Annotated in this window: 21 protein-coding genes and 1 pseudogene; 14 read left to right on the top strand and 8 right to left on the bottom strand. The window is 62.2% G+C overall.

Annotated elements, in window-relative coordinates; genetic code table 11:
* Nucleotides 1-30 precede the first annotated feature (30 nt).
* The 9 genes from HX818_RS01955 (at nucleotide 31) to HX818_RS01915 (ending at nucleotide 11,144) form a co-directional block, all read left to right on the top strand.
* Entirely contained in the window at nucleotides 31-972 is a 942-nt protein-coding gene (locus HX818_RS01955) for a fatty acid desaturase (protein WP_003213058.1), read from the top strand.
* 9 nt (nucleotides 973-981) lie between these two features.
* Nucleotides 982-1,761 (top strand): phosphate/phosphite/phosphonate ABC transporter substrate-binding protein, encoded by a 780-nt coding sequence (locus tag HX818_RS01950; RefSeq protein WP_177019383.1) that lies wholly within the window; start codon nucleotides 982-984, stop codon nucleotides 1,759-1,761.
* A gap of 218 nt (nucleotides 1,762-1,979) precedes the next feature.
* On the top strand, nucleotides 1,980-2,489 hold the full coding sequence (locus tag HX818_RS01945) for a sigma-70 family RNA polymerase sigma factor (protein ID WP_003213062.1): 510 nt from the start codon (nucleotides 1,980-1,982) through the stop codon (nucleotides 2,487-2,489).
* Complete coding sequence (locus HX818_RS01940) at nucleotides 2,486-3,421, top strand: FecR domain-containing protein (RefSeq protein WP_177019382.1); 936 nt, start codon at nucleotides 2,486-2,488, stop codon at nucleotides 3,419-3,421. Before HX818_RS01945 ends, HX818_RS01940 begins: the two co-directional genes overlap by 4 nt.
* Before the next feature lie 253 nt (nucleotides 3,422-3,674).
* Nucleotides 3,675-6,314, top strand: coding sequence for a TonB-dependent receptor (locus HX818_RS01935; RefSeq protein WP_177019381.1), 2,640 nt, complete (start codon nucleotides 3,675-3,677; stop codon nucleotides 6,312-6,314).
* A gap of 165 nt (nucleotides 6,315-6,479) precedes the next feature.
* Nucleotides 6,480-7,493 carry an ABC transporter substrate-binding protein gene (locus tag HX818_RS01930; protein ID WP_177019380.1) on the top strand — a complete coding sequence of 338 codons (1,014 nt, stop codon included), beginning with the start codon at nucleotides 6,480-6,482 and terminating at the stop codon, nucleotides 7,491-7,493.
* Nucleotides 7,493-8,419 (top strand): aliphatic sulfonate ABC transporter substrate-binding protein, encoded by a 927-nt coding sequence (locus HX818_RS01925; protein WP_008431606.1) that lies wholly within the window; start codon nucleotides 7,493-7,495, stop codon nucleotides 8,417-8,419. The genes HX818_RS01930 and HX818_RS01925 overlap by 1 nt, the downstream gene beginning before the upstream one ends.
* Nucleotides 8,420-8,748: 329 nt before the next feature.
* The gene (locus tag HX818_RS01920) at nucleotides 8,749-9,753 is read left to right on the top strand and encodes an ornithine cyclodeaminase family protein (RefSeq protein ID WP_177019379.1); all 1,005 of its coding nucleotides are present in this window, start codon (nucleotides 8,749-8,751) and stop codon (nucleotides 9,751-9,753) included.
* Entirely contained in the window at nucleotides 9,750-11,144 is a 1,395-nt protein-coding gene (locus HX818_RS01915) for an aromatic amino acid lyase (protein ID WP_177019378.1), read from the top strand. Before HX818_RS01920 ends, HX818_RS01915 begins: the two co-directional genes overlap by 4 nt.
* A gap of 106 nt (nucleotides 11,145-11,250) precedes the next feature.
* Here the strand turns inward: HX818_RS01915 and gstA are convergent, their stop codons facing one another.
* Nucleotides 11,251-11,853, bottom strand: a complete 603-nt coding sequence (gene gstA / locus HX818_RS01910; RefSeq protein ID WP_177019377.1) for a glutathione transferase GstA — start codon at nucleotides 11,851-11,853, stop codon at nucleotides 11,251-11,253.
* Nucleotides 11,854-11,951: 98 nt separating this feature from the next.
* Here gstA and HX818_RS01905 point away from each other — a divergent pair, with 98 nt between their 5' ends.
* The 3 genes and pseudogenes from HX818_RS01905 (at nucleotide 11,952) to HX818_RS31430 (ending at nucleotide 14,308) form a co-directional block, all read left to right on the top strand.
* Nucleotides 11,952-12,821: a LysR family transcriptional regulator gene (locus tag HX818_RS01905; protein WP_177008465.1), complete on the top strand. Its 870-nt coding sequence runs from the start codon at nucleotides 11,952-11,954 to the stop codon at nucleotides 12,819-12,821.
* A 167-nt stretch (nucleotides 12,822-12,988) separates the two neighbouring features.
* Nucleotides 12,989-13,717: pseudogene (locus HX818_RS31435) on the top strand (PAS domain-containing protein); the annotation flags it as partial.
* An 18-nt stretch (nucleotides 13,718-13,735) separates the two neighbouring features.
* Entirely contained in the window at nucleotides 13,736-14,308 is a 573-nt protein-coding gene (locus HX818_RS31430) for a methyl-accepting chemotaxis protein (protein ID WP_371315685.1), read from the top strand.
* Between the two features lie 137 nt (nucleotides 14,309-14,445).
* On the opposite strand, the gene HX818_RS01895 is transcribed toward HX818_RS31430, so the two are convergent.
* The 6 genes from HX818_RS01895 to HX818_RS01870 all read right to left on the bottom strand — a co-directional run bounded on the left by HX818_RS01895 (nucleotide 14,446) and on the right by HX818_RS01870 (nucleotide 19,707).
* On the bottom strand, nucleotides 14,446-14,955 hold the full coding sequence (locus HX818_RS01895) for a hypothetical protein (protein ID WP_008431614.1): 510 nt from the start codon (nucleotides 14,953-14,955) through the stop codon (nucleotides 14,446-14,448).
* 135 nt (nucleotides 14,956-15,090) lie between these two features.
* Nucleotides 15,091-16,500, bottom strand: a complete 1,410-nt coding sequence (locus tag HX818_RS01890; RefSeq protein WP_177019375.1) for an MFS transporter — start codon at nucleotides 16,498-16,500, stop codon at nucleotides 15,091-15,093.
* 11 nt (nucleotides 16,501-16,511) lie between these two features.
* Nucleotides 16,512-17,249 (bottom strand): NAD(P)-dependent oxidoreductase, encoded by a 738-nt coding sequence (locus tag HX818_RS01885; protein WP_177019374.1) that lies wholly within the window; start codon nucleotides 17,247-17,249, stop codon nucleotides 16,512-16,514.
* A gap of 16 nt (nucleotides 17,250-17,265) precedes the next feature.
* Nucleotides 17,266-17,898, bottom strand: a complete 633-nt coding sequence (locus HX818_RS01880; RefSeq protein WP_177008461.1) for a glutathione S-transferase family protein — start codon at nucleotides 17,896-17,898, stop codon at nucleotides 17,266-17,268.
* A gap of 199 nt (nucleotides 17,899-18,097) precedes the next feature.
* On the bottom strand, nucleotides 18,098-18,334 hold the full coding sequence (locus tag HX818_RS01875; RefSeq protein WP_003213089.1) for a DUF6124 family protein: 237 nt from the start codon (nucleotides 18,332-18,334) through the stop codon (nucleotides 18,098-18,100).
* A gap of 341 nt (nucleotides 18,335-18,675) precedes the next feature.
* Entirely contained in the window at nucleotides 18,676-19,707 is a 1,032-nt protein-coding gene (locus HX818_RS01870; RefSeq protein WP_167665540.1) for a LacI family DNA-binding transcriptional regulator, read from the bottom strand.
* A gap of 212 nt (nucleotides 19,708-19,919) precedes the next feature.
* Here HX818_RS01870 and HX818_RS01865 point away from each other — a divergent pair, with 212 nt between their 5' ends.
* Together HX818_RS01865 and HX818_RS01860 are read left to right on the top strand one after the other, a co-directional pair.
* Nucleotides 19,920-20,453 (top strand): gluconokinase, encoded by a 534-nt coding sequence (locus HX818_RS01865; protein WP_008431624.1) that lies wholly within the window; start codon nucleotides 19,920-19,922, stop codon nucleotides 20,451-20,453.
* A gap of 84 nt (nucleotides 20,454-20,537) precedes the next feature.
* Nucleotides 20,538-21,893, top strand: coding sequence for a GntP family permease (locus HX818_RS01860; protein WP_008431626.1), 1,356 nt, complete (start codon nucleotides 20,538-20,540; stop codon nucleotides 21,891-21,893).
* A 134-nt stretch (nucleotides 21,894-22,027) separates the two neighbouring features.
* Here the strand turns inward: HX818_RS01860 and alaC are convergent, their stop codons facing one another.
* Complete coding sequence (gene alaC, locus HX818_RS01855) at nucleotides 22,028-23,245, bottom strand: alanine transaminase (RefSeq protein WP_003213096.1); 1,218 nt, start codon at nucleotides 23,243-23,245, stop codon at nucleotides 22,028-22,030.
* Nucleotides 23,246-23,403: the final 158 nt, after the last annotated feature.

The raw sequence follows: 23,403 nt of genomic DNA, 5'->3' as shown, positions 1-23,403 counted from the left end.
TTCGTCGGCCACGCCTGCCCTGAGCTGCCGATGTCCAACTACCTTGATGAAACCCAGCGCCGGGAAATCGAAGCCCTGGCCCAGACCTTTACCGCCCGCACCGAGTGGCCGACCTGGCTGCTGTTGATCGGCGTCTATGCCGGCTGGTTTGCCGTGATCCTCGCCAGCCACTGGCTTGGCCTGTGGCTGAGTACCGCACTGTTGATCCCGCTCGTGACGCTGTGGATGTCCCTGCAACACGAACTGCTGCACGGCCATCCCACCCGCTTCACTGCTTTGAACAAACTCCTCGGCTACGCACCGTTTGCCGTCTGGTACCCCTACACCCTGTACCGCAACTGCCACCTGGTGCACCACAACGACGAAGACCTGACGGTGCCCGGTGTCGACCCGGAAAGCCGCTACCTGAATCAGCGGCAGTGGGACGACAGTTCGCTGTTCGAGCGCACCTTGCATTGGCTGACCAAGACCGTCCTGGGGCGCTTCCTGTTGGGTTCGCCGCTGGCGCTGTGGAAGCTGGCGCGCAACGAGGTCAGGCGCCTGCGCGAAGGCCAGCGCCAGGCGTGGCTGATGTGGCTGAGCCATGGCACCGTGACCGTGCTGATGCTGACCTTCATCGCCCACTACAGCGTGCTGCCGGTGTGGCACTACGTGGCGCTGGTCAGCGTGCCGGCCTTGTCGGTGGCGGCGATCCGTTCCTACTATGAGCATCGCCCGCACCCACAACCGGAACAGCGCACGGTGCTTAACGAAGCCGCCTGGCCGTGGACCTGGCTGTTCCTCAACAACAACCTGCACCTGGTGCATCACGACTTGCCGAAGCTGCCGTGGTATTTGCTGCCCACCGTGTACCGCGCACGGCGTGAACAATGGGTGGCGCGCAGCGGCGGGTTCCTGGTGCAGGGTTACGGCCAGTTGATCGGCCGTCACGGGCTCAAGGCCATCGACAGCCCACGGCACCCCTTTGCTTGAGAGACGACCATGAGTGACCGCTACGCCGAACTGCTGATGTACGTGGCGCCGCAGCAGGTGCAACAGGCCAATGAGCGCTGGCTTTCGCGCATCCTTGAGCGCCTGGGCGCGACCCGCCGCAAGGCTGATCATCTCGACCTGCGCAGCCTGTGGCGTGCCCCGCAATTGCTGCTGACGCAAACTTGCGGCTACCCGCTGATGACCGAGCTGCGCGGGCAAGTCCAGGTGATTGGCCGCCCGCGCTACGAACTGCCCCACAGCAGCGGCGGCCAGCATTGCAGCCTGCTGCTGACCCGCGACGACAGTCCCCGCGTTGCCTTGGCGGACTTCCAAGACAGCCGCGGCGTGATCAACGGCCATGACTCCAACAGCGGCATGAACCTGCTGCGCGAACGCCTGGCGCCGCTGCAGCAGGGCGGTCGGTTCTTTGCCGAAGTCGGCATCAGCGGCGCCCATCGCGAAAGCCTGCGCTGGCTGCGGGAAAACCGCGCCGACCTTGCCGCCATCGACAGCGTGACCTACGACTACCTCGCCCGTTTTGCGCCAGAGGAAGTGGCCGGGCTGAGGATCGTCACCCGCAGCGCGCCCAGCCCGACGCTGCCTTACATCAGCGCGCCGGGCTCAAGTGAACACCTGCGGGAGGTCATGAACCTGGCCTTGCAGGATCTGCCCGAAGTGGTGCAAACCCTCGGCGTACACGAAGTGCTGCCCGCCACCGAAGCGGATTACCAGGTGCTGCTGGATTACCGGCAGCAGGCTGAAGCCTTGGGTTATCCACGCCTCCAATGATCGTTCCCACGCTCCGCGTGGGAACGCATCCTGTGACGCTCTGCGTCACCATTTCAAAGCAGACGCAGAGCGTCCAAGGCGGCATTCCCACGCAGAGCGTGTGAACGATCGGTTATATAAAAATACCTTTTAAATATTATTAAAGAATAAGCAGCCTTGCTAGGATCGCTCCACCGGAACACCGGACATAACGCGCAACCTACTCAGATGGAGCCACTATGTCCGGCGCCGACACTTCTCACAGCGATTACGTGGGCGGATTATTCCGCAGTCATTACGACTGGCTGTGCGGCCGTTTGCACCGCCATCTCGATTCCCGTGCCCACGCCGAAGACATCGCCGCCGACACCTTCGTCCAACTGTTGAGTTCCCCGGGCGTGGCGCCGATCCGCCAGCCACGCGCCTTGCTCACCACCATTGCCCAACGCCTGATGTACCAGCTGTGGCGTCGCCGTGACCTGGAGCGCGCCTACCTCGACGCCCTCGACCAGGACGAAACCTCGCCCGCGCCATCCCCTGAGGATTTGGCGCAGATGCTCGAAGCCCTGCAGGCCATCGACCAGTTGCTCGACGGCTTGCCGGCCAAGGTCAAGGCGACCTTTCTGCTGTCGCAACTCAATGGCCTGACCTACCCGGAAATTGCGGCCGAGCTGGGCATTTCCCAACGCTCGGTCAGCGACTACATGACCCGTGCCGTCAACCGCTGCCTGCGGCTGTGCCTGGAATGAGCGACGACCTGATCGACAGCGCCACTCGCTGGGTGGTGTTGCTGCGCTCCGGCGAGGCGAGTGCCGCCGACTGGCAGCGTTACCATCAGTGGCGCGCCGCAGACCCGCGTCACGAAGCCTTGTGCCAACAACTGGAAACCCGCCTCGGTGTGTTTCAAATTCCGCAGGCCCAAGGCGTCAGCGGCAAGGTATTGCAGCAGGCACTGGACGCGCCATCCAGCCGCCGCACCGTATTGCGCGGTGCCCTGGCGGGCGCTGGCCTGATGCTGGGCGCCGGTTGGCTGGCCCGGCCGGTGGTGGAGGATTTGACCGCCGATATCCGCACCGGCACCGGCGAACGGCGCACTGTAGCGCTGGCGGATGGCAGCGAGTTACTGCTCAACGCCCGCAGTGCCGCCGACATCCAGTTCGACCCGCAACACCGCGTGGTGCGCCTGCGCGATGGCGAGTTGCTGGTGAAGATTGCCAGGGACAGCAACCGACCGTTTTTCATCCAGACCGATCAAGCTCGACTGCATGCCTTGGGCGTTCGCCTGTTGCTGCGCGAGCGCGAAGGGCAGGGCCATGTGGTGGCGCTCAACGGTGCCCTGGAGATCGACGGCCAGAACGGTGAACGCCTGCAACTGGAGGCCGGGCACGAGGTGACTTATGACCGCTTCGGCTTCGGCCCGGTGCTGGCCAGTTCCTCGGGGGCGACGGCGTGGATCGACGGTTTCCTGCAAGTGCGCGACCGCCCGCTGGTGGAGGTGATCGATGCACTGCGCCCGTATCACAACGGTGTGCTGCGCCTCGATCCGGCGGTGGCAGGGTTGCGGGTCAGCGGCCTGTACCGCCTCGACAATCCCGACCAGATCCTCGACACCCTGGCACGCACCCTGCCGATCCACATCACCCGCCGGACCGGGTTGTGGGTGACCGTCAGTGCCACCTGAAAACGGTTCACCTCGGTCAATGTGGGAGCTGGCTTGCCTGCGATGCGAGCACCTCGGCCTCTCAGATGTACCGCAGCGATACCATCGCAGCCTCGCTAAAGCTCGACAGCTCCCACAGTTGACCGCGTCGTTTCCGAATGTCGGTTCTAACGACATAACCAAACGATCTGCAAGTTTTCCCCCGGCCATCCCACATCACTCCCGTAAGCGCTGCGGGGAGCAGCGCTCAGGAGTTTCCTTGGGGGGAGCCAACGTGAGCCCATTCAACCGTACACCGCTTCGAACCTTTGCCCTGGTGCCGTTGGCCAGTCTGTTCCTGTCCTTCGCCGCCAGCGCCGAAGACACGCGGCAGGTCTACCACATCGCGCCCGGCCCGCTGGACGAAGTGCTGCTGAACATCAGCCGCCAGAGCGGCCAGGTGATTTCCTTCACGCCGCAGCTGGGCAATTATTCCTCGGCGCGGGTCGACGGTTCGCTGTCGGCGCAACAGGCGATAGACGCCGCGCTCAAGGGCACCGGCCTGCAAGTCCAGGTCAGCCCGGACGGTGCATTCATCATCAAGGAAGGCGCCAAAGTCGCGCCTGCCAGCAACAGCATCAAGGCGCAAACCGCCGAAGCCCAGGCGCCGACCCTCGACCGTGTGGTCGCCATCGGTACCCGTCGCAGCGACGCCACGGCCCTCACCAGCAGCGCCCCGGTGGATGTGATCAACGCCGAAGAACTCAAGCAAACCGGCGCCACCAGCCTCAACCAGGCGCTGTTCCAACTGCTGCCCTCGTTCAACTTTCCGCAGAACAACAGCGCCACCCGCGGCCAGGACCCGAAAGGCGCCTCCCTGCGCGGCTTGTCCCCGGACCAGACCCTGGTGCTGATCAACGGCAAGCGCCGGCACACCTCGGCGGTGGTGAACATTTCCGGTGGCGTGCCGTTCATTGGCGCGCAGCCGGTGGACCTCGACATGATCCCCATCAGCGCCATCGACCACGTCGAAGTGCTGCGCGACGGTGCCTCGGCGCAATACGGTTCGGACGCGGTGGCGGGGGTGGTCAACATCGTGCTCAAGGAGCGCGACAGCGGTGGCGGCATCAACACCCAACTGGGCAAATACGCCCAGGGCGACGGCTTCAGCAAAACCACCGATGGCTGGTACGGCATCGGCTTGCCGGGGGATGGTTTCCTGACCCTGAGCTTCAACACCCTGAACAACAAACCCGATGACATCGGCGACAAATACGTCGCCGACGGCCAGGTACAAGACCCGCGCTGGGGCGGTGCCGGGCGCGACAAATACAACCTGGCGGCCAACGCCGAAATCGGCCTGAACGACCAATGGCGCCTCTACAGTTTCGCCACCTTCGGCCAGGACACTTCGGTGAACAACACGCCGCCGCTGCTGGCCAGCAGCCCGAACAACGTGGCCGGGATCTACCCCAACGGCACCATCCCGAAATACCGCTATCGCTATGAAGACGGCGCCGTCACCGTCGGCACCCGCTATGAAGACGAGAGCATCGGCCGCTTCGATTTGAGCGCCACCTATGGCCGCGACGAGCACGACGAACTGGCTTTCAACACCGTCAACCCGAGCTACGGGATCAACAGCCCGACCAAGTTCAACGTCGCCACCCTGGTCAACGACCAGACCAACATCACCCTGGATTACGCCAAGGATCTGAACGTCGACTGGTCGAGCCATCCACTCACCGTGTCGGCGGGCGTCGCCTACCGCCATGAGCAATACCGGCTGGAGGCCGGCGACTACGATTCCTATTCCTACGGTGGCATCGACGGCGTGCAGGTTGGCGCGGTGCAGGCTTCGGGCCTGACCCCGGATGACGCCGGCACCTTCAAGCGTGATGTGGGCGGCGTGTATTTCGGCCTGGAAAACCAGGTCACCGACAAGCTCCAGGTGGGCATTGCCGGGCGTACCGAGCACTACTCGGACTTCGGTTCAGCCACCACCGGCAAACTCTCGGCGCGCTATGACTTCACCCCGAAAGTCGGCCTGCGGGCCACGGTCAACAATGCCTACCACGCGCCCAGCCTGGGCCAGATCGGCACCTCCTGGACCACCACCACCAACCTCGACGCCAACGGCAACCCGGTGCTGACCCGCATGCTGCCGGCCGACAACCCGGCCGCCCGTGCCCTCGGTGCGCAGCCGCTGAAGCCCGAGAAGTCCACCAACTTCTCCCTGGGCCTGGTGCTGCGCCCAACCGACCAGGCCTCGCTGACCATCGACGCCTACCAGATTTCGATTCGTGACCGCCTGCTGTTCAGCGGTGGTATTTCCGGGCCGCTGGCCGAGCAGATCCTCAAGGACGCCGGCTACGGCCAGTACTCCTGGGCGCAGTTCATGACCAACGCCGCCGACACCCGCACCCGCGGCGTCGACATCGTGGGCAAGTACAACCTGGACCTTGAGCAGTTCGGCAACCTGAACCTGTCGGCGGGCTACACCAAGGCCCGCACCACTATCGAAAAGGTCCACGAAAACCCCAACGGCTTCGAAGTGCTGACCCGTGAATCCCGTGGCTTCCTGGAGCACGGTTACCCGGAAGACAAGCTGGTGTTTGGCGCGGTCCACAAACTCAACCAATGGACCATCGCCCTCAACGAAACCCGTTACGGCAAGTACCGCAAATACGCCTCCAGCGAAGCCAACGCCCAGTACGACCAGACCTTCAGCGCGCAATGGACCACCGACCTGGACGTGAACTACGCCTTCACCAAACAACTGCGGGTGTCGGTGGGCGTCAACAACCTGTTCGACAGCAAGCCTGACGACTACAACACCCGTTTGCGCCAGACCCCGGGCCAGCAATACAGCTACCTGTCGCCGACGGCGCCGGAAGGGGCGTTTTACTACACGCGGCTCAGTTATGACTTTTAAACCCTGATCTTGAAGGGTGTGGAGATCAACTGTGGGAGCTGGCTTGCCTGCGATTGCATCACCTCGGTCTTCCTGGAAAACCGAGGTGTCTGCATCGCAGGCAAGCCAGCTCCCACACTGACACTGCCCACTCTGGATCTGTCTTGAATCTCCAAGAGGCTACTCATGAGAACACTAAAAAACCTGCTCGGTGGCTCGCTATTGGCACTCACCGTCCTGGCACAATCAGCCACGGCCGCCGAACCTGCCAAACCGATCCACTTCGGTGACATCACCTGGGAAAGCGGCAGCCTGATCACCGAAGTGCTGCGCCTGATCGTCGAGAAAGGCTATGGCCTGCCCACCGACACCTTGCCCGGCAGCACCGTGAGCCTGGAGGCCGCCCTGGCCAAGGACGATATCCAGGTGATCGGCGAAGAGTGGGCCGGGCGCAGTCCGGCGTGGGTCAAGGCCGAAAGCGAAGGCAAGGTGTTCGGCCTGGGCGACACCGTCAAAGGCGCCACCGAAGGCTGGTGGGTGCCGGAGTACGTGATCAAGGGCGACGCCGAACGGGGCATCAAACCCCTGGCCCCGGAGCTTAAATCCGTCGCCGACCTGGCCCGCTACAAGGACGTGTTCCGCGACCCCGAAGACCCGACCCGTGGGCGCTTCCTCAACAGCCCCACCGGCTGGACCTCGGAGATCGTCAACAGCCAGAAACTCAAGGCCTATGGCCTGACCGACAGCTACGTCAACTTCCGTACCGGCTCCGGCGCGGCGCTGGATGCCGAGGTTGCATCCTCGATCCGTCGCGGCAAGCCGGTGCTGTTCTACTACTGGTCGCCGACGCCACTGCTGGGGCGCTTCAAGTTGATCAAACTGGAAGAACCACCGTTCAACGCCGAAGCCTGGAAGACCCTGGCCGACGCCAACAACCCGCACCCCATCGGTACTCGTTCGATGCCAGCGCACCTGGCGATTGGCGTGTCGGCGCCGTTCAAGGCGCAGTACCCGCAACTGGTGACGTTCTTTGAAAAAGTCGACCTGCCGATTGACCTGCTCAACGGCATCCTCGCGCAAATGGCCGAGAAACGTAGCGCGCCGCGCCAGGTGGCCGAAGCGTTCCTGAAAGAACAGCCGCAGGTCTGGCAGCAATGGGTGCCGGCGGACGTCGCGGCCAAGGTCAAGGAGAGTCTCTGATGCGCAAGCTCATCGCAGCCACACTGCTGGCACTGTGCGCCGGGCCGCTGCTGGCGGCAGAACCGGCCACCCTGCGCGTCGGCTACCAGAAAAGCTCGGTGAGCATGGTGCTCGCCCGTGAGCATCACCTGTTCGAGCAAGGGTTGCCGGGCACCAAGGTCGAGTGGATCGAATTCCTCGGCGGCCCGCCGCTGATCGAAGCCTTGAATGGCGGCAGCATCGACATCGGCAATATCGGCGACATCCCGCCGATCTTCGCCCAGGCTGCCGGCATCGACATTCGCTACATCGGCGTCGAGCCCAATGACGGGCGCACCGAAGCCATCCTGCTGCCCAAGGACAGCACCGTGCAAAGCGTGGCCGAACTCAAGGGCAAGCGCGTGGCGTTGCTCAAGGGTTCCAGCGCCCACAACCTGTTCCTCAAAAGTTTGCTGCGTGCCGGCTTGCAGTGGAAGGACGTGAACGTGGTGTACCTGTCGCCCTCCGACGGCCGTGCCGCGTTTGAACAAGGCAAGGTCGACGCCTGGGTGGTGTGGGACCCGTACTACTCGGCGGCCGTGGTGGACGGTTCGGCGAAGGTGCTGGGGGATGGCCAGGGGCTGAACCCGGCGGGCAGTTTCTTCATCGCCAGCGGGCCGTTTGCCAAGCAGCACCCGCAGGCGATTGCGGCGATTCTCAAGGTGTTTGCCCAGGCGCAGCGGTTGTCGCTGGACCAGCATGACGAAAGCGTCGCGCTGATGGCCAAGACATTGGGCTTGCAGCCGGCGGTGGTGGAGAGTTACTTCCAGCACCGCTCGCCGACGCCGAGCCGGCCATTGGAAGCGGTGGATATCGCCAACCAGCAACGTACGGCCGACGCGTTTTTTGCCAACGGCCTGATCCCGAAAAAGGTCGATGTGCAGCAGGTTGTGTTCAAGGCCCCTTAACTTGATCCCTGTGGCAAGGGAGCTTGCTGTAGGGAGGGCGCTTGCTGTGGCAGGGGAGCTTGCTTTAGGGAAAGAGCTGTTGTGGCGAGGGAGCTTGCTCCCGCTGGGCTGCGTAGCGGCCCCAAAAAAAGCGGGAGCGCTGCGCACTCCAGCGGGAGCAAGCTCCCTCGCCACAGCAAGCTCCCTCTCTACAACAAGCTCCTCACCACAACAAGCTCCTCACCACAACAAGCTCCTTCACCACAACAAGCTCCCTCCCCACAGCAATCTCCCTCACCCCATAAAAGCATCTTCAGCATCGACCTTCGCAACCCATCAGTGAGCAGACCATGCAACCGATCTACATCGACTTCCTCAACGGCCTGGACATCGACGAACTGGCCCTGACCAACGACGAAATCCTCAACGCCATCGAATCCAGCCTGGCGATCCAGGGCCGCAGCGAGGCGGTGATCGAGCCGCGTATGCACCTGATTCCCGGCGGTGAAATCAATGGCCACTTCAACGTGCTGCGCGGTGTATTGGGCGGCGCAATCGGCTACGCCGGGGTCAAGGTGGTGGGCGACTTTGTCGATAACTACCGCAAGGGCCTGCCCTCGGAACTGGCGATTCTCAACCTGCTGGACCCGGCCACTGGCATCCCCAAGGCCATCCTCGACGCCTCGGCGATCACCGACATGCGCACCGGCGCCGTCACCGCCATCGGTGCCAAATACCTGGCCCGTCCCGACAGTAAAATCCTCGCGCACATCGGTGCCCGTGGCACGGCGTATTGGAACGTGCGGCTGCTGGACCACCTGTTCGACTTCGACGAAATCCGCGTGCACTCGCGCCGCAGTGAAAGCCGCGAAGCCTTCGCCGAACGCCTGCGCCGCGACCTCGGCAAGCCGGTGATTGTCACGGACGATTGGGAGTCCACGGTGCGCGGCGCCGACATCGTGGTGGAAGCTTCACGCCTGGATCAGCCGCAACCGTTGCTGCACACCGAGTGGATCAAGCCCGGTGCCTTCGTCGTGCCCTACGGCACCATGAGCGCGGTGGAACTGTCGTTGACCGACATCATGCACAAGCTGGTGGTGGACGATTGGGGCCAGTGCAAGGGCGGGATGTTCGGCGCATTGCGCGCCCATGTCGACGCCGGAAAACTCAGCGCCGAAACCTTGCATGCCGAGTTGGGGCAGATCGTCGCCGGCTTGAAAACCGGCCGGGAAACCCCCGAGGAAACCATCCTGTTCTGGCACCGTGGCTTGAGCCTCAGCGATATCGCCCTGGGCCACGCACTGCTGGAAAAATCCAAACGCCTGGGGATCGGCCAGCGGTTGCGCTGGGCATGATTCACTTCGATCCCGCCGGTTTGACGATTGAGGATTTGCTGTCGATTGCCCGCCAAGACGCACCGGCTGACTTCAGCGATGCGGCCCGCCAACGTATCGACGAAGGGCATCGACTGTTGCTGCGCCTGGTGGCTGAAGGCTCTTCGATTTACGGGGTGACCACCGGCCTCGGTGCGGCGGTGGATACGCAGGTTGCGCCGGTGCAGGCAAACATTCCTTTGGGGCGTGCGGTGGGCGTTGGCCGCCTGGCCACGCGTGAGGAATTACGCGCGATCACCGCAGCCCGCCTGGCCGGATTGGCCCAGGGGCGTTCGGGTATTTCGCCGGGTGCGGCGCAGGCGCTGTTGGCGTTACTCAACTGTGGCATGGAGCCCGCGGTGCCGTTGCTCGGCTCGCTGGGCGAGAGCGACCTGGCGCCGTTGGCGCATTTGAGTCTGGCGCTGAACGTGCCATTGACGGGCAAGGATGGCCTGGCGCTGGTGTCGGCCAACTCCGCGAGTATCGGCCTTGGCGCGTTGCTGGTGGCCGAGGCCGAACAGGCATTGCAGGCCGTGTTGGCGGGGCTGGCGTTGTCGTGTGAAGGCTATCGGGCCAACCTCAGTCCTTTCCAGCCGTGGGCTTCGCGGTTGCGCCCGGCGCCGGGGCAAAGCGGGCAATCAGCGGCGTTGCTGGAATTGCTGGCGGGCGGCGAATTGGCCGACAACCCGCGTCGGCTACAGGACCCGCTGAGCTTTCGCTGTGCCACGGTGGTTCAAGGCGCGGCGCATCAAGCGATGCTGCAACTGCGTGAAGTGGTTGAGCTGGAGCTTGCCAGCGGTGCGGACAATCCGGCGTTGATCAGCGAAGACGCGTTGGTGCTGGCCACGGCCAATTTCGACAGCACCCATCTCGCGCTGGCGGCCGAAGGCTTGGGCCTGGCGTTGAGCCGTGTGGCGGTGTGCAGCGCCGAGCGGATTGCCAAGTTGCTGTCGCCGGCCTCCAGTGAACTGCCGCGCTTTCTGATCAACCAGCCTGGGCACGTGGGCATGGCCGCCTTGCAGCGCACCGGTGCGGCGTTGGTGGCGGAGATCGGGCACTTGGCCAATCCGATCCCGGCGGTGAGCGTGCCGGTGGCGGATCGCGTGGAAGATTATGCGGGGCAGGCGCTGGCGGTGGTCGAGAAAACCCGGCAACTGGTGCAGCGCGTGGTGTGGCTGGGCAGCATTGAGTTGATCGTGGCGGCGCAGGCTGTGGACCTGCGCGGCACGGTTCAACTGGGGCAGGGCACCCGGCGTATTCATCAGGCGGTGCGTCGCCAGGTGGCGCACCTGGATCAGGATCGTTCGGGGTCGGTGGATGTGTTGGCGTTAAGCGCATTCATCGAAAACGATGGCTTGAAACCCATTCTCTAAACCAATGAAGACCCAATGTGGGAGCTGGCTTGCCTGCGATAGCGGTGTTGGATTCACCATCGCTATCGCAGGCAAGCCAGCTCCTACAGGTTGATCGCATTTCAGGTCATGGATTTTCAGCGGCCAAGGCAGCAATCACTGCCGGGCGTTCACCGACCCGCTGCTGAAACTTCGCCAACGCCGGCCACTGCTGCAAGTCGATATCAAACAACCCCGCCCAGCGCAGCACCACAAACAGGTACGCATCCGCCACCGAGTACTGCACGCCCAGCAGGTAATCCTGGCGCTCCAGGGTCTGTACCAGAATCGCAAAACGCTTGAACAGCGTGGCCTTGAACAGCGCCTTCACCTCATCGGGAATCGCGTCCTTGAACAACACTCCCAGCCCGCCATGAATCTCGCTGGAGACAAAGTTCAGCCACTCCTGCAAACGCACCCGCTCCCAGCTGCCATTGGCCGGCGCCAGGCCCGCTGCGGGTACCCGGTCGGCCAGGTATTGCAGGATGGCGGCGCCTTCGGTCAGTACCTCGCCGTTGTCCAGTTGCAGTGCGGCCACATAGCCCTTGGGGTTGATCTGCAGGAAATCATCACCGTCAGCCGTGAGCTTTTTCTGGTTGTCGACGCGAATCAATTCAAACGGCAGGGCCAATTCCCGCAGCGCGATATGGGAGGCGAGGGAACAGGCATTCGGGGAAAAATACAGCTTCATCGGGGCAACTCCGCAGGACAGTTGCCTTCAGTCTCGTGGGCATGGCACCTTGGGTAAAATTAATCTTTCAGAATCCTGCCATAAGGACAGCTACTGCCATGATGAACCTGATGCACTGGCGCCTGCTGGTGGCCGTGGCGGACAACGGCAGCATCACTGCGGCCTCCGAACGAGTGGGCATGACTCAGTCCGCCGCCAGCCAGGCGATGGCGGCCATGGAGGCCAACCTCGGTGCGCAGTTGTTTGTGCGTGAGGCGCGTCAGACCGTGCCTACCGCCCTGGGCCTGCAAGTGATCGAGCAGGCGCGGGTGATGTTGGAAGCGTTGCAGGCGATTCGCACCACCGTGGACGAAGCGCGGCCGATGCTGCGTGGGACGATTCGCATCGCGAGTTTCCCCATGGTGCTGGCGGTGTTCCTGCCGCCGCTGCTGCGTCGGTTCAACCAGCTTTATCCCGGCATCGAGGTCACGGCCCTGGAAGTGACCGACGATGAAGTGAACACCTTGCTCGACGCGAATCTGATCGACCTGGGCGTGGTGCTCAACCCGCCGTCCGAGCGCAATGCCGCCGTGCTGGGGCGCGATAACTGGGTGGCGGTGCTGCCGATGGCCCACGGGTTTTCCCGGCGCCCGGCGCAGGCAACGGTCACGCTGGAAGAGTTGGTGGAGCAACCGTTCGTGCTTGCCACCGGCGGCTGCACCGTCAACGCCCGCAGCCTGGCGCAGGAAGCCGGCCTGGTGCTGCGCGAGGTGCGGGTGGAGGTGCGCGAGTGGAACAGCGCTTTCAGCCTGGTGCGTGAAGGCGTGGGTGTGACGCTGGTGCCCGAGATGACCCTGCCGGCCCAGCGCCAAGGCTTGCGCATCATGCCCCTGGCGGAGCCGGTGCATCGCGAGTTTGCGTTGGTGACATCACGCCACCAACCGCCTTCAGCAGTGGTTAATGCTTTGTTGCAAATGCTGGCTGACTAGTGGCCTTGCATAGCGCCAACGCCTGTCTATGCTCACCCAGAACCGTTGATGACGCTCGGCATATAAAGCGTTTCGGATAGGTTTCCCCATAAAGGTCTTCGATCAAGATTCAAACCGTGAATGGAATGCGCCCGCGTGGGCGTCGGGAAAATAAAGGGTGATCTGACATGTTCAACCGCCAACACAAATCCGACCTGCTGGAAATCGAACGTTTCTCCTGCGCCCTTACCGAAGCCAAAGCCAAATTGGCCGCCATCAGCCGTTCCATGGCAATGATCGAGTTTGATCGCGACGGCATCGTGCTGGATGCCAATGAAAATTTCTGCAAGACCATGGGCTACCGCGCCGAAGAAATTCGCGGCAAGCATCACCGGATTTTCTGCGAAGAGGCCTACACCCACACCGACGCCTACGCCAAGCTCTGGCGCGACCTGGCGCGGGGCGAGCCCCTCAGTGGCACCTTCATGCGGTTGAACAAGCATGGTCAGGAAGTGTGGCTGGAGGCCAGTTACATGCCGGTAATCGGTGCCGACAACCAGGTGCAGAGCGTGATCAAGGTGGCCTCGGACATCTCGGCGCGGATTCACCGCGAGCATGAAAACCAGAGCCTGATCGACGCCATCGGCCGCTCCATGGCGGTCATTGAATTCACCCCGCAAGGCCAGATCCTGAATGCCAACGACAACTTCCTGAAGACGGTGAAGTATTCCCTCAGTGAAATCGTCGGCCAGCACCACAGTCTGTTTTGTCATCGCGGTGAGACCGATTCGCCGGCCTACAAGGCATTCTGGGCCTCGCTCAATCGCGGCGAATATCACTCCCACCGGTTTGAGCGCAAAGACAAATTCGGCCAAACGCTGTTCCTGGAAGCCTCCTACAACCCGATCTTCGATGCCAACGGGCGCCTGTACAAAGTGGTGAAGTTCGCCAGTGACATCACCGACCAGGTCACCACCTTGCGCACGGCTGCCGACTCGGCTCACGCCACCTCGGTGCAAAACGACACCTGCGCCCGCAAGGGTTCGGAAGTGGTGCAGCAGACCGTGCAGATCATCGAAGAAATTTCCCGTGACCTTAACGAAGCGGCCGTGAGCATCGACGCAGTGAGCAAGCAGTCGGACATCATCGGCACCATCGTCCAGACCATCCGCGGCATCGCCGACCAGACCAACCTGCTGGCGCTGAACGCGGCGATCGAAGCGGCCCGGGCGGGCGAGCATGGGCGCGGGTTTGCGGTGGTGGCGGATGAGGTGCGCAGTTTGGCGGCGCGAACCAGCCAGGCGACGATCGAGATTGTGGATGTGGTGCGCAAGAACCACGACCTGTCGATCAGCGCGGTGTCGAGCATGCAGTCGAGCCTGAGCCGCACGGGGCTTGGGGTGGAGCTGGCGAATGAGGCGGGGCAGGTGATCCTGGAGATTCAGGAAGGGTCACGGCATGTGGTGGATGCGATCAGTCAGTTCAACTCGACACTGCAATTGCAGTAACACCGCAGATCAAATGTGGAATGAGCTTGTGTGGGAGCGGGCTTGCTCGCGAATGCGGTGTGTCAGTCAGCACATGGATTGACTGACACACCGCATTCGCGAGCAAGCCCGCTCCCACATTTGGTTTGTGGTGTGGCTTAGATCGCAGCCAGGGTTTCTTTCACGTTCTGCGCCTGCGGGTCAGCCGTCTTCGCCGCTACCTGCTGCGCCTGCTGCTCCTTCAGGCGTTCTGCAACTTCCTTGGAAATAGCATCCTGCTTGTCCTGAGGCATGTTCTTCACATCGTCCTCGGTCAAACCCTGTTCCTTGAGCAGTTGCTCGCGGATGCGCTCAGCCGGGCTTTTTTTCATGTAGTCGGTGAAGTCACTGCGGGCCGACGTGGTGGAGTCAGTCTTGGCCGTATCGGTGGTCGAGGCGGTTGCGGTGGTGGCTTGCAACTGCACACGGGTCTTGGCGAAGGCGGCATTGATGTTGTCGGCAGTGGCGTCGGCCGCTGCCTGTGTGGTCGATACAGTGGTAGTGCCCTGTTGCACGTTTTGCGCGGCACCGCTGTACAGCGCGCTGGCCGCGGCGTTGGCCGGGTCCATGTCTGCGCGCTTGATGCGTTGGATCGTCGACTGAGCCTGGGGGTTGTTGTTGATCAGCATGATCAGGACACCTGTGGATGTGGGCGGTGCCACAGGTGGAGCAATTAGCGTGCCCAGTGGTATGGCCCCGTGTTTACGGGGCTTTGGGCCGCTACCGTCGGCAAGCGTTGGCGTGCCGACGGCCATTGTTTGCCGCTAGTGGGCAATGTTCTCCAGCGCCAGGTTGCGGGTGCGCGGGCCGAACCAACTGATGGTGATCATCACGATCAACATGCTGCTGGCGATAAACGCCAACACGCCGGGCGTGCCGAGGTGTTCGAGGATCACGCCGATCAACAGGCTGCTGAACACCGTCGACAACCGGCTGAACGAATAGCAGAAACCCACCGCCCGGGCGCGGATGTTGGTGGGGAACAGTTCGCTCTGGTAGGAGTGATAACTGAAACTCAGCCAGGCGTTGCAGAAGGTGATCATCACCCCGCAGATCACCAGGCCCACGGCGGTGGTTTGCAGCGCGAACAAACTGCCGAAGATCACCGCGCCGAGCGCCGAGCCGACAATCTGCCATTTGTTCTCAAACCGGTTCGCCACCTTCACAAACAGCAGCGGCCCCAGCGGGTAGGCGAGGGTGATGATGAAGGCATAGCCCAGGCTGTGAGTGACGCTCACGCCCTGGCCCGAGAGCAGCGCCGGCAGCCAGTTGCCGAAGCCAAAAAAGCCGATGGCCTGGAACACATGAAACACAATCAGCATCAACGCCCGGCGCCGGTACGGCGGTTGCCAGATATCGGCGAAGCGCCCTTGGCCCTGCACGCTGACGGCTTGCGGTTCCGGCTCATCGAGTGGCTTGCCGTGGTCTTTCCGGCAGCGCGCTTCGAGGCTGTCCATGATCTGCCCGGCTTCCTCGAAACGGCCTTTTTGTGCGAGCCAGCGCGGCGATTCCGGCAGGCGCTTGCGCAGTTGCCAGATAAACAGCGCAAATACCGCACTGCTCACCACTACCCAGCGCCAGCCGGAAATCCCGAACGGTGCCTGGGGTACCAGCCACCACGACATCAACGCCACCGCCGGCACCGACAGGAACTGGATGAAAAACGCAAAGGCAAACGCCGAGCTGCGCATGCGCTTGGGCACCAGTTCCGAGAGGTAGGCGTCGATGGTCACCAGCTCGATGCCCAAACCAATGCCCACCAGGAAGCGCATGCAGATGATGCCCAGGGCGGAGGTCTGGATACCCATCAACACGGTGGCGACGGTGTACCAGATCAACGCAAAGGTGAAGATCGCCCGGCGCCCGTAGCGGTCGGCAATCGGGCTGAGCAGGCTGGCGCCGAGGAACAGGCCGAGAAAGGTCGCCGAGGCAAAGGCCGCCTGGTCGGAGAAGCCGAATACGCCCTGGCTGCCGGTGTGGAAAATTCCGTCACTGATCAGGCCGGGGCTGATATAGGCAGTCTGGAACAAGTCATACAGCTCGAAAAAGCCGCCAATCGACAGCAGCGCCACCAGGCGCCAGACAGTGGCGACGGCGGGCAACCGATCAATGCGCGCGCTGATGTGCGCGGCGCGGATCGGGTCGATACCGTCTGCAAGAGAGGGTGAAGACATGGGCAGAAGACTCAGTAAGTGATCGGGATCTCGAATTCCTGGAACGCATCATCCACCGGTTGGTAACCCAGCACACGGGTTGTTTCGCTGAGGTCCAGGCGTTTGAAACGGTTATTGGAAATGCCATGGGCGATCAGGTGTTTCACCCCGATGGTTTCCACCGAGCGTTGCAGCAGTTGCACGGCGTCGCGGGGGCTGAGCCAGGCGCTGAGATCGCGGGCGTTGTTCAGGTCGTGGGTTTCGGGGAATTCAAACGCACCGATGCGCAGGGCGATGGTGGAGAGCGGGGTTTTGGCCGCGTAAAAACCGCACAGGGCTTCGCCGTAGCATTTGCTCACGCCGTACAGGTTGGCGGGCAATACAGGCATGCCCGGCGTGATCTGCCGGTCTACCGGGTAGCCTTCGATGGTCTGGGCGCTGCTGGCGAACACCAGGCGCTTCACACCTGCGGCCACGGCGGCTTCGAACAGGTAGGTGGTGGCCAGGATATTGTTGGGCAACAACTCGTCGAAGGTCGCGCTGGCATGGGGGATGCCCGACAGGTGCACGATCACGTCAATCCCGTCGAGCAGAGCGGCGAGGGCGGTTTTGTCGCTCAGGTCGGCGGGGATGAAACGGTGCTCGCCGAGGGCGAAATCCGGCTCGATGCGGTCGGTGAGGGTGAAGCGGTAGCGGTCTTTCGAGGCTTCGAAAAACGTCTTGCCGATGCGGCCGCAGGCGCCGGTGAGCAGTACGTTGAGTCCGTTCATTGGGTAGTCCTTGTTTTTAGTTGTGGCCGTCGAGGGCGAAGGTTTTGAAGCCGGGGCGTTGGCTGAGGGTTTCGTAGTAGGCGCTGACCGCCGGGTAGGACGGATGCTCCATGGGCGTCATCCACCAGCGGTGCACCGACAGGCCGATGAGGATGTCGGCGAGTGTGAAGTCGTTACCGGCGACGTAGGCGCCGGTTTTGATCAGTTGCTCTTCAAGCAGGCCCATCTTGTCGTTCCAGCTTTTTACCCCGGCTTTGATGCGTTGCGGGTCCTGGTAGTCCGGGTTCTTGCGTACCAGAGCGTGGAAGGCGTAGCCCCACGACGGGTTGAGTTCGGTGGCTTGCCAGTCCATCCATTGCTCGACCCTCGCACGGGCGACCGGCTCGGTGGGCAACAGGTCGTGGCGTTGGTGCAGGCTCACGAGGTAGCGGCAGATGGTGTTGGATTCCCACAGCACGCCGTTGTCGTCGATGATCACCGGGACTTGGGCGTTGGGGTTCAGGGCCAGGAATTCGGGGGACTGGGTGGAGGCGAAGCCGATGCCCCAGTCTTCGCGGTCGTAGGGGATATCCAGTTCCTGGCAGGTCCACAGGACTTTTCGCACGTTGATGGAAGAAGTGCGACCGAGGATTTTCAGCGAATGGCCCATGGTGCTTTCCTGACGAGGGTGAGAAGGCAGGGGGCAATTTAGCAGGGGCCAGAAGGCACGGCGAGGTTGTTAAGTGGGCAGGATCAAAAATGTGGGAGCGGGCTTGCTCGCGAATGCGGTGTATCAGTGATGGAAAGCTCGGCTGACACACCGCATTCGCGAGCAAGCCCGCTCCCACAGTTTGACCGCGTGCGGTCTGTTAGATCAGTGGTGATTCCTGGTCCATCAGCTTGCCCATCAGCAATACGCCCAACTCACTCAACTGGTGAATCGCCAATGCGGTGTCGCGGTCTTTGCCGGTGAGTTCATCAGACAGGTCGAGCAATAACGTGCTGACCGAGGAAAACGTCTCGTAGCTGTTGGCGATCAGGCTTTCGCTGCTGGCGTCGGGGCTGACGGTGAATAACGCGGGAGGATTTGGGGTTGCTTTGAACATAGGTGAGTTCTCTAACTGGGCCACCACCTGATCGCTACTAAACGAAAGGGTGGCGGCTGCACGCAGGTTAGTAGACCGGTAGACCCTCACAAAACCCGGCGCGCCACGAGGGCGCCCTGCGCACAGCCACCATCAAGCACAGACAGGTAAGTCCGATAGATGAAGCTCATGCACATTTGTGAGGGGTTGCTCGGGCTACTAAACCCGATCACTGAGAAATTCAGCGACCGGGCAACCTTAGAGAGCCCCACCCAGGCACACAAGCCGGCGGATTCTGACGTACCTGTAGGTAACGGAGCAAGGCGCTGCCATCAACACCAGCCACTTCCTACAGCTACCGCCTAGGTACTCTCGCGCACCTTCAACTCAAACCCCATGTCCACCACCGGCCGGGCGATCTTGTTGCCCGCCATCACCGTCAACAAATGCTCTGCCGCCCGCCGGCCAATGGCTTCGCGCGGCGTACTGATGCTGCTCAAACGCGGCACCATGAACGAGGAAGACGGCAGGTCGTTGAAGCCCAGCACCGAGATCTGCTCCGGCACCTTGATGCCATGGCGCAGCGCTTCCAGCAGCGCACCTTGAGCCAGGTCGTCGTTGCCAAAGAAGATCGCGTCCACATCCGGATGGCTGGCCAGCAACTGCAGGAACAGCTCACCACCCAGGCCCAGCGACGATGGCCTTGGCGTCAACACTTCCAGCGCAGGGTCATACAACCCCGCCTGTTGCAACGCCCGGCGAAAGCCTTCGCCGCGCAGCAAAGTCCGCTGGTCCAATTGCGCGCCAATGTAGGCCAACCGCTTGCGCCCCCGTGAGATCAAATGCGCCGCCGCTGTTTCCCCGGCGTTCAATTGCGAAAATCCTACGCAGTTCAGTCCGGCGCCCGGGTCCAGGTCCATCATGTACACACACGGCACATTGCTCGATTCCACCATGCGCCGGGCACTTTCCGTACGGTCAAACCCGGTCAGCAGCAAACCCCGTGGCTGGTAGGCCATGTAGTTGCGCAGCAGGTCTTCTTCTTCGTCACGGGAATAGTGGGTGTTGCCGATCAGCACTTCAAAGCCCTTGGGCCGCAGCACCTGGTGGATGGCTTCCAGGGTTTCGATAAACAGCAGGTTGGACAGTGACGGCACCAACACCACCACCGACTGGCTCTGGGCAGATGCCAGGGCACGGGCGGCCGGGTTGACCACGTAGCTCAGTTCGGCGGCGGCTTTTTGCACTTTTTCCACCAGTTCGGTGGCCACGGTGCTGATGCCGCGCAAGGCCCGGGAGGCGGTAATCGGGCTCACGCCAGCCAGGCGGGCCACTTCATTGAGGGTAGGGCGGCCCGTGGTGCGGGTATTTTTATCGTTCTTGGGAGTCATCAGGCGGCTTGCCAAACAAAAATCGAGGCACTAAGGTAGCGCTGTCTCCAAGACCCTGCAAATTCTTGAACGTCGGGATGCCTGTTCCCGTTCAAACCTTTGGAGCAGATGCACGCGTCACTCCATAAAAATGACAAGACGGCGCGGGAAAAGCCTGTTTTTGCACTAGCCTTACTGCGTGCAAAGGTAGCGCTATCTGCGTCTTGAGGTGTTTCATGAGTCAACCTGTTACTGCCCTCGTGATCATGGGTGTTTCCGGCTGTGGCAAGTCCAGCGTCAGCGAGGCCCTGTGCCTGCTGAACGGCGCCACTGCCATCGAAGGCGACAGCTTTCACCCCGCCGCGAACATCGAAAAGATGAGCGCCGGCCATCCCCTTAACGACGAAGACCGCGCCGGCTGGCTCGACATCCTGTGCGATGAGCTGCGCCGCTCGCTCAAGGCCGGCGAGCATCCGGTGCTCACCTGTTCGGCCCTGAAGAAGAAATACCGCGACCACCTGCGCGAAGCCGCGCCGGGCCTGGGGTTTGTGTTTCTGGAGCTGACCCGCGAAGTCGCCGCCGACCGTGTATCCCATCGCCCCGGCCATTTCATGCCGGCCAGCCTTATAGACAGCCAGTTCGCCACTCTTGAATCGCCGGTGGGCGAGCCGTTGACCCTGGCCCTCAACGCCAGCGTAGACAGCGTCGAGGAACTGGCCGAGCAAACCAATGCCTGGTGGCTCGAACACGGCTTTGAACCAAACAAATAATTTTTTGCCGGACAAGATAGCGCTGTCCGCCTGCACTGAATTTTTTACCGGCTTTAATAACAACAACAAACAGGAGAGACCCCCATGTTTGGCTTGTCCCACGATACCTATCTGCTGCTCGATGCAGTGGTGACCATCATCGGCCTGATCGTGTTGATCACCCGGTTCAAAGTCCACCCGTTCATTGCGCTGATCATCGCCGCAGGCTTTCTCGGCCTGACCTCGGGCATGCCCGTGGACAAGATCATCAAGGCCTTCCAGGACGGCTTCGGCGGGGTGCTCGGCTTTGTCGGGATTATCCTCGCGCTGGGTACGATGCTCGGCAAGATGATGGCCGATTCCGGCGGTGCCGATCAGATCGCGCAAACCCTGGTGCGGGCCTTCGGCAAGGAGAAGGTGCAGTGGGCAATGATGTTCGCCGCGTTCCTGGTGGGCATTCCGTTGTTCTTCGAGATCGGTTTTGTGTTGCTGATCCCGCTGGTGTTTATCGTTGCGCGCCGTACCGGTGTGTCGCTGATCAAGATCGGCATTCCGCTGCTGGCCGGCCTGTCGGCGGTGCACGGCCTGGTGCCACCGCACCCGGGCCCGCTGCTGGCGATCGGCGTGTTCGGTGCCGACATCGGCAAGACCATTCTCTACGGCCTGATCGTCGCGCTGCCTACGGCGATCATCGCCGGCCCGCTCTACGGTTCGTTTATCGCCAAGTACATTCCGGGCAACCCGTCCCAGGAACTGGTAGACCAACTGGCCAGTGAGCAACCGGAATCCAAGACCCTGCCGAGCTTCAGCATCACCCTGATCACCGTGCTGCTGCCGGTGTTCCTGATGCTGCTGAAAACCTTCGCCGACGTCGCCCTGCCGGACGGCCACGTGATCCGCAACTGGATGGACATGATCGGTCACCCGATCACCGCCTTGCTGCTGGCCTTGCTGTTGTCGTTGTACACCTTTGGTCATCGCCAGGGCATCGGCTCCAAGCAAATCCTCAAGCTGCTCGACGCCAGCCTGGCGCCGACGGCTGCGATCATCCTGATCATCGGTGCCGGTGGTGGTTTCAAGCAGATGCTGGTGACCAGCGGCGTAGGTGATGTGATCGGCCATATGGCGGTGACCGCGCAGATCAACCCGATCCTGCTGGCCTGGCTGGTGGCGGCGGTGATTCGTGTGGCTACCGGTTCTGCGACGGTGGCGACCATTACCGGTGCCGGCATTGTAGTGCCGGTGGTAGGGATGATTCCGGGGGTGAACCGCGAGTTGCTGGTATTGGCGACGGGGGCGGGCTCGCTGGTGCTGTCTCACGTCAACGATGCGGGGTTCTGGCTGGTGAAGCAGTACTTCAATATGACCGTGGCCGAGACGTTCAAGACCTGGACGGCGATGGAGACCATCCTGTCGGTGGTGGCGTTGGGCTTTATCATGTTGCTGTCGCTGGTGGTCTAGGCGGTAAGTGATCGTTCCCACGCTCCGCGTGGGAACGCATCCTGTGACGCTCCGCGTAACAAGCGGACGCAGAGCGTCCAAGGCGGCATTCCCACGCAGAGCGTGGGAACGATCATTCCTGCCGTTGGATCGGGTCAGGCGTCAGCTTTCTTGACCAGCCCATCCGCCCGGAACATCGCCCGGATGCCCCGCACCGCCTGGCGAATCCGGTCCTGGTTTTCGATCAGTGCAAAGCGCACGTGGTCGTCGCCATACTCACCAAAGCCAATCCCCGGCGACACACACACCTTCGCCTCAAGCAGCAGCTTCTTGGCAAACTCCAGCGAACCCATCGCGGCATACGCCTCGGGGATCTTCGCCCAGACGTACATCGACGCCTTCGGGTTCTCGACCATCCAGCCCAGCTCATGCAGGCCTTTCACCAGCACGTTACGGCGCTGGCGGTACTGCTCGGCAATGTCTTTCACGCACTGCTGATCGCCTTCCAGCGCCGCAATCGCTGCGACTTGCAGCGGGGTGAAGGTGCCGTAGTCGTGGTAGCTCTTGATCCGCGCCAGGGCGTTGACCAGTTCCGGGTTGCCCACCATGAAACCAATGCGCCAGCCGGCCATGTTGTAGCTCTTGGACAGGGTGAAAAACTCCACCGCGATGTCCTTGGCGCCCGGCACTTGCATGATCGACGGAGCTTTCCAGCCGTCGTAGACGATGTCGGCGTAGGCCAGGTCATGCACCACCAGCACGTCGTACTGCTTGGCCAGGGCGATCACCCGTTCGAAGAAGTCCAGCTCCACGCACTGTGCGGTGGGGTTGGACGGGAAGCCGAGGATCATCATCTTCGGCTTGGGGATCGAGCCACGAATCGCACGTTCCAGTTCAGCGAAGAAGTCCACCCCCGGAATCAGCGGCACCGAACGCACCTGGGCGCCGGCAATCACGGCACCGTAGATGTGAATCGGGTAGCTGGGGTTGGGCACCAGCACCGTGTCGCCCTGGTCCAGGGTGGCCAGCATCAAATGCGCCAGGCCTTCCTTGGAACCGATGGTCACGATGGCTTCGGTTTCCGGGTCGATGTCCACTTCGTAGCGGTCTTTGTACCAGCGCGAAATCGCCCGGCGCAGCCGCGGAATGCCTTTGGAAGTGGAGTAACCGTGGGTGTCTTCGCGTTGGGCGACGGTGACCATTTTTTCCACGATGTGCGGTGGAGTGGCGCCGTCCGGGTTACCCATGCTCAAGTCGATGATGTCTTCGCCGCGCCGACGCGCAGCCATCTTCAACTCGGCAGTGATATTGAACACGTAAGGGGGGAGTCGATCTATGCGCGCAAAGCGGCGCGGCGAACGGGGTTCGGCCATTGTTGCCTCGAAATACGTAAGCGCCCGGAACCGTCCGAGCGACGTCGGCCACTGCGGTGGCCTGCGGGGCAGACAATACGGTCGGTGATGGCCAATTGTCCAGATGCTGCAGGAAAAATTTCTGCTTGGAGTGCAACGGGGATATGCCCCTATACTCG

Origin of the sequence: Pseudomonas sp. F9001 (genome assembly GCF_013385435.1) — a bacterium.
GTDB lineage: Bacteria > Pseudomonadota > Gammaproteobacteria > Pseudomonadales > Pseudomonadaceae > Aquipseudomonas.
This window is presented reverse-complemented; position numbering and strand designations above follow the sequence as displayed.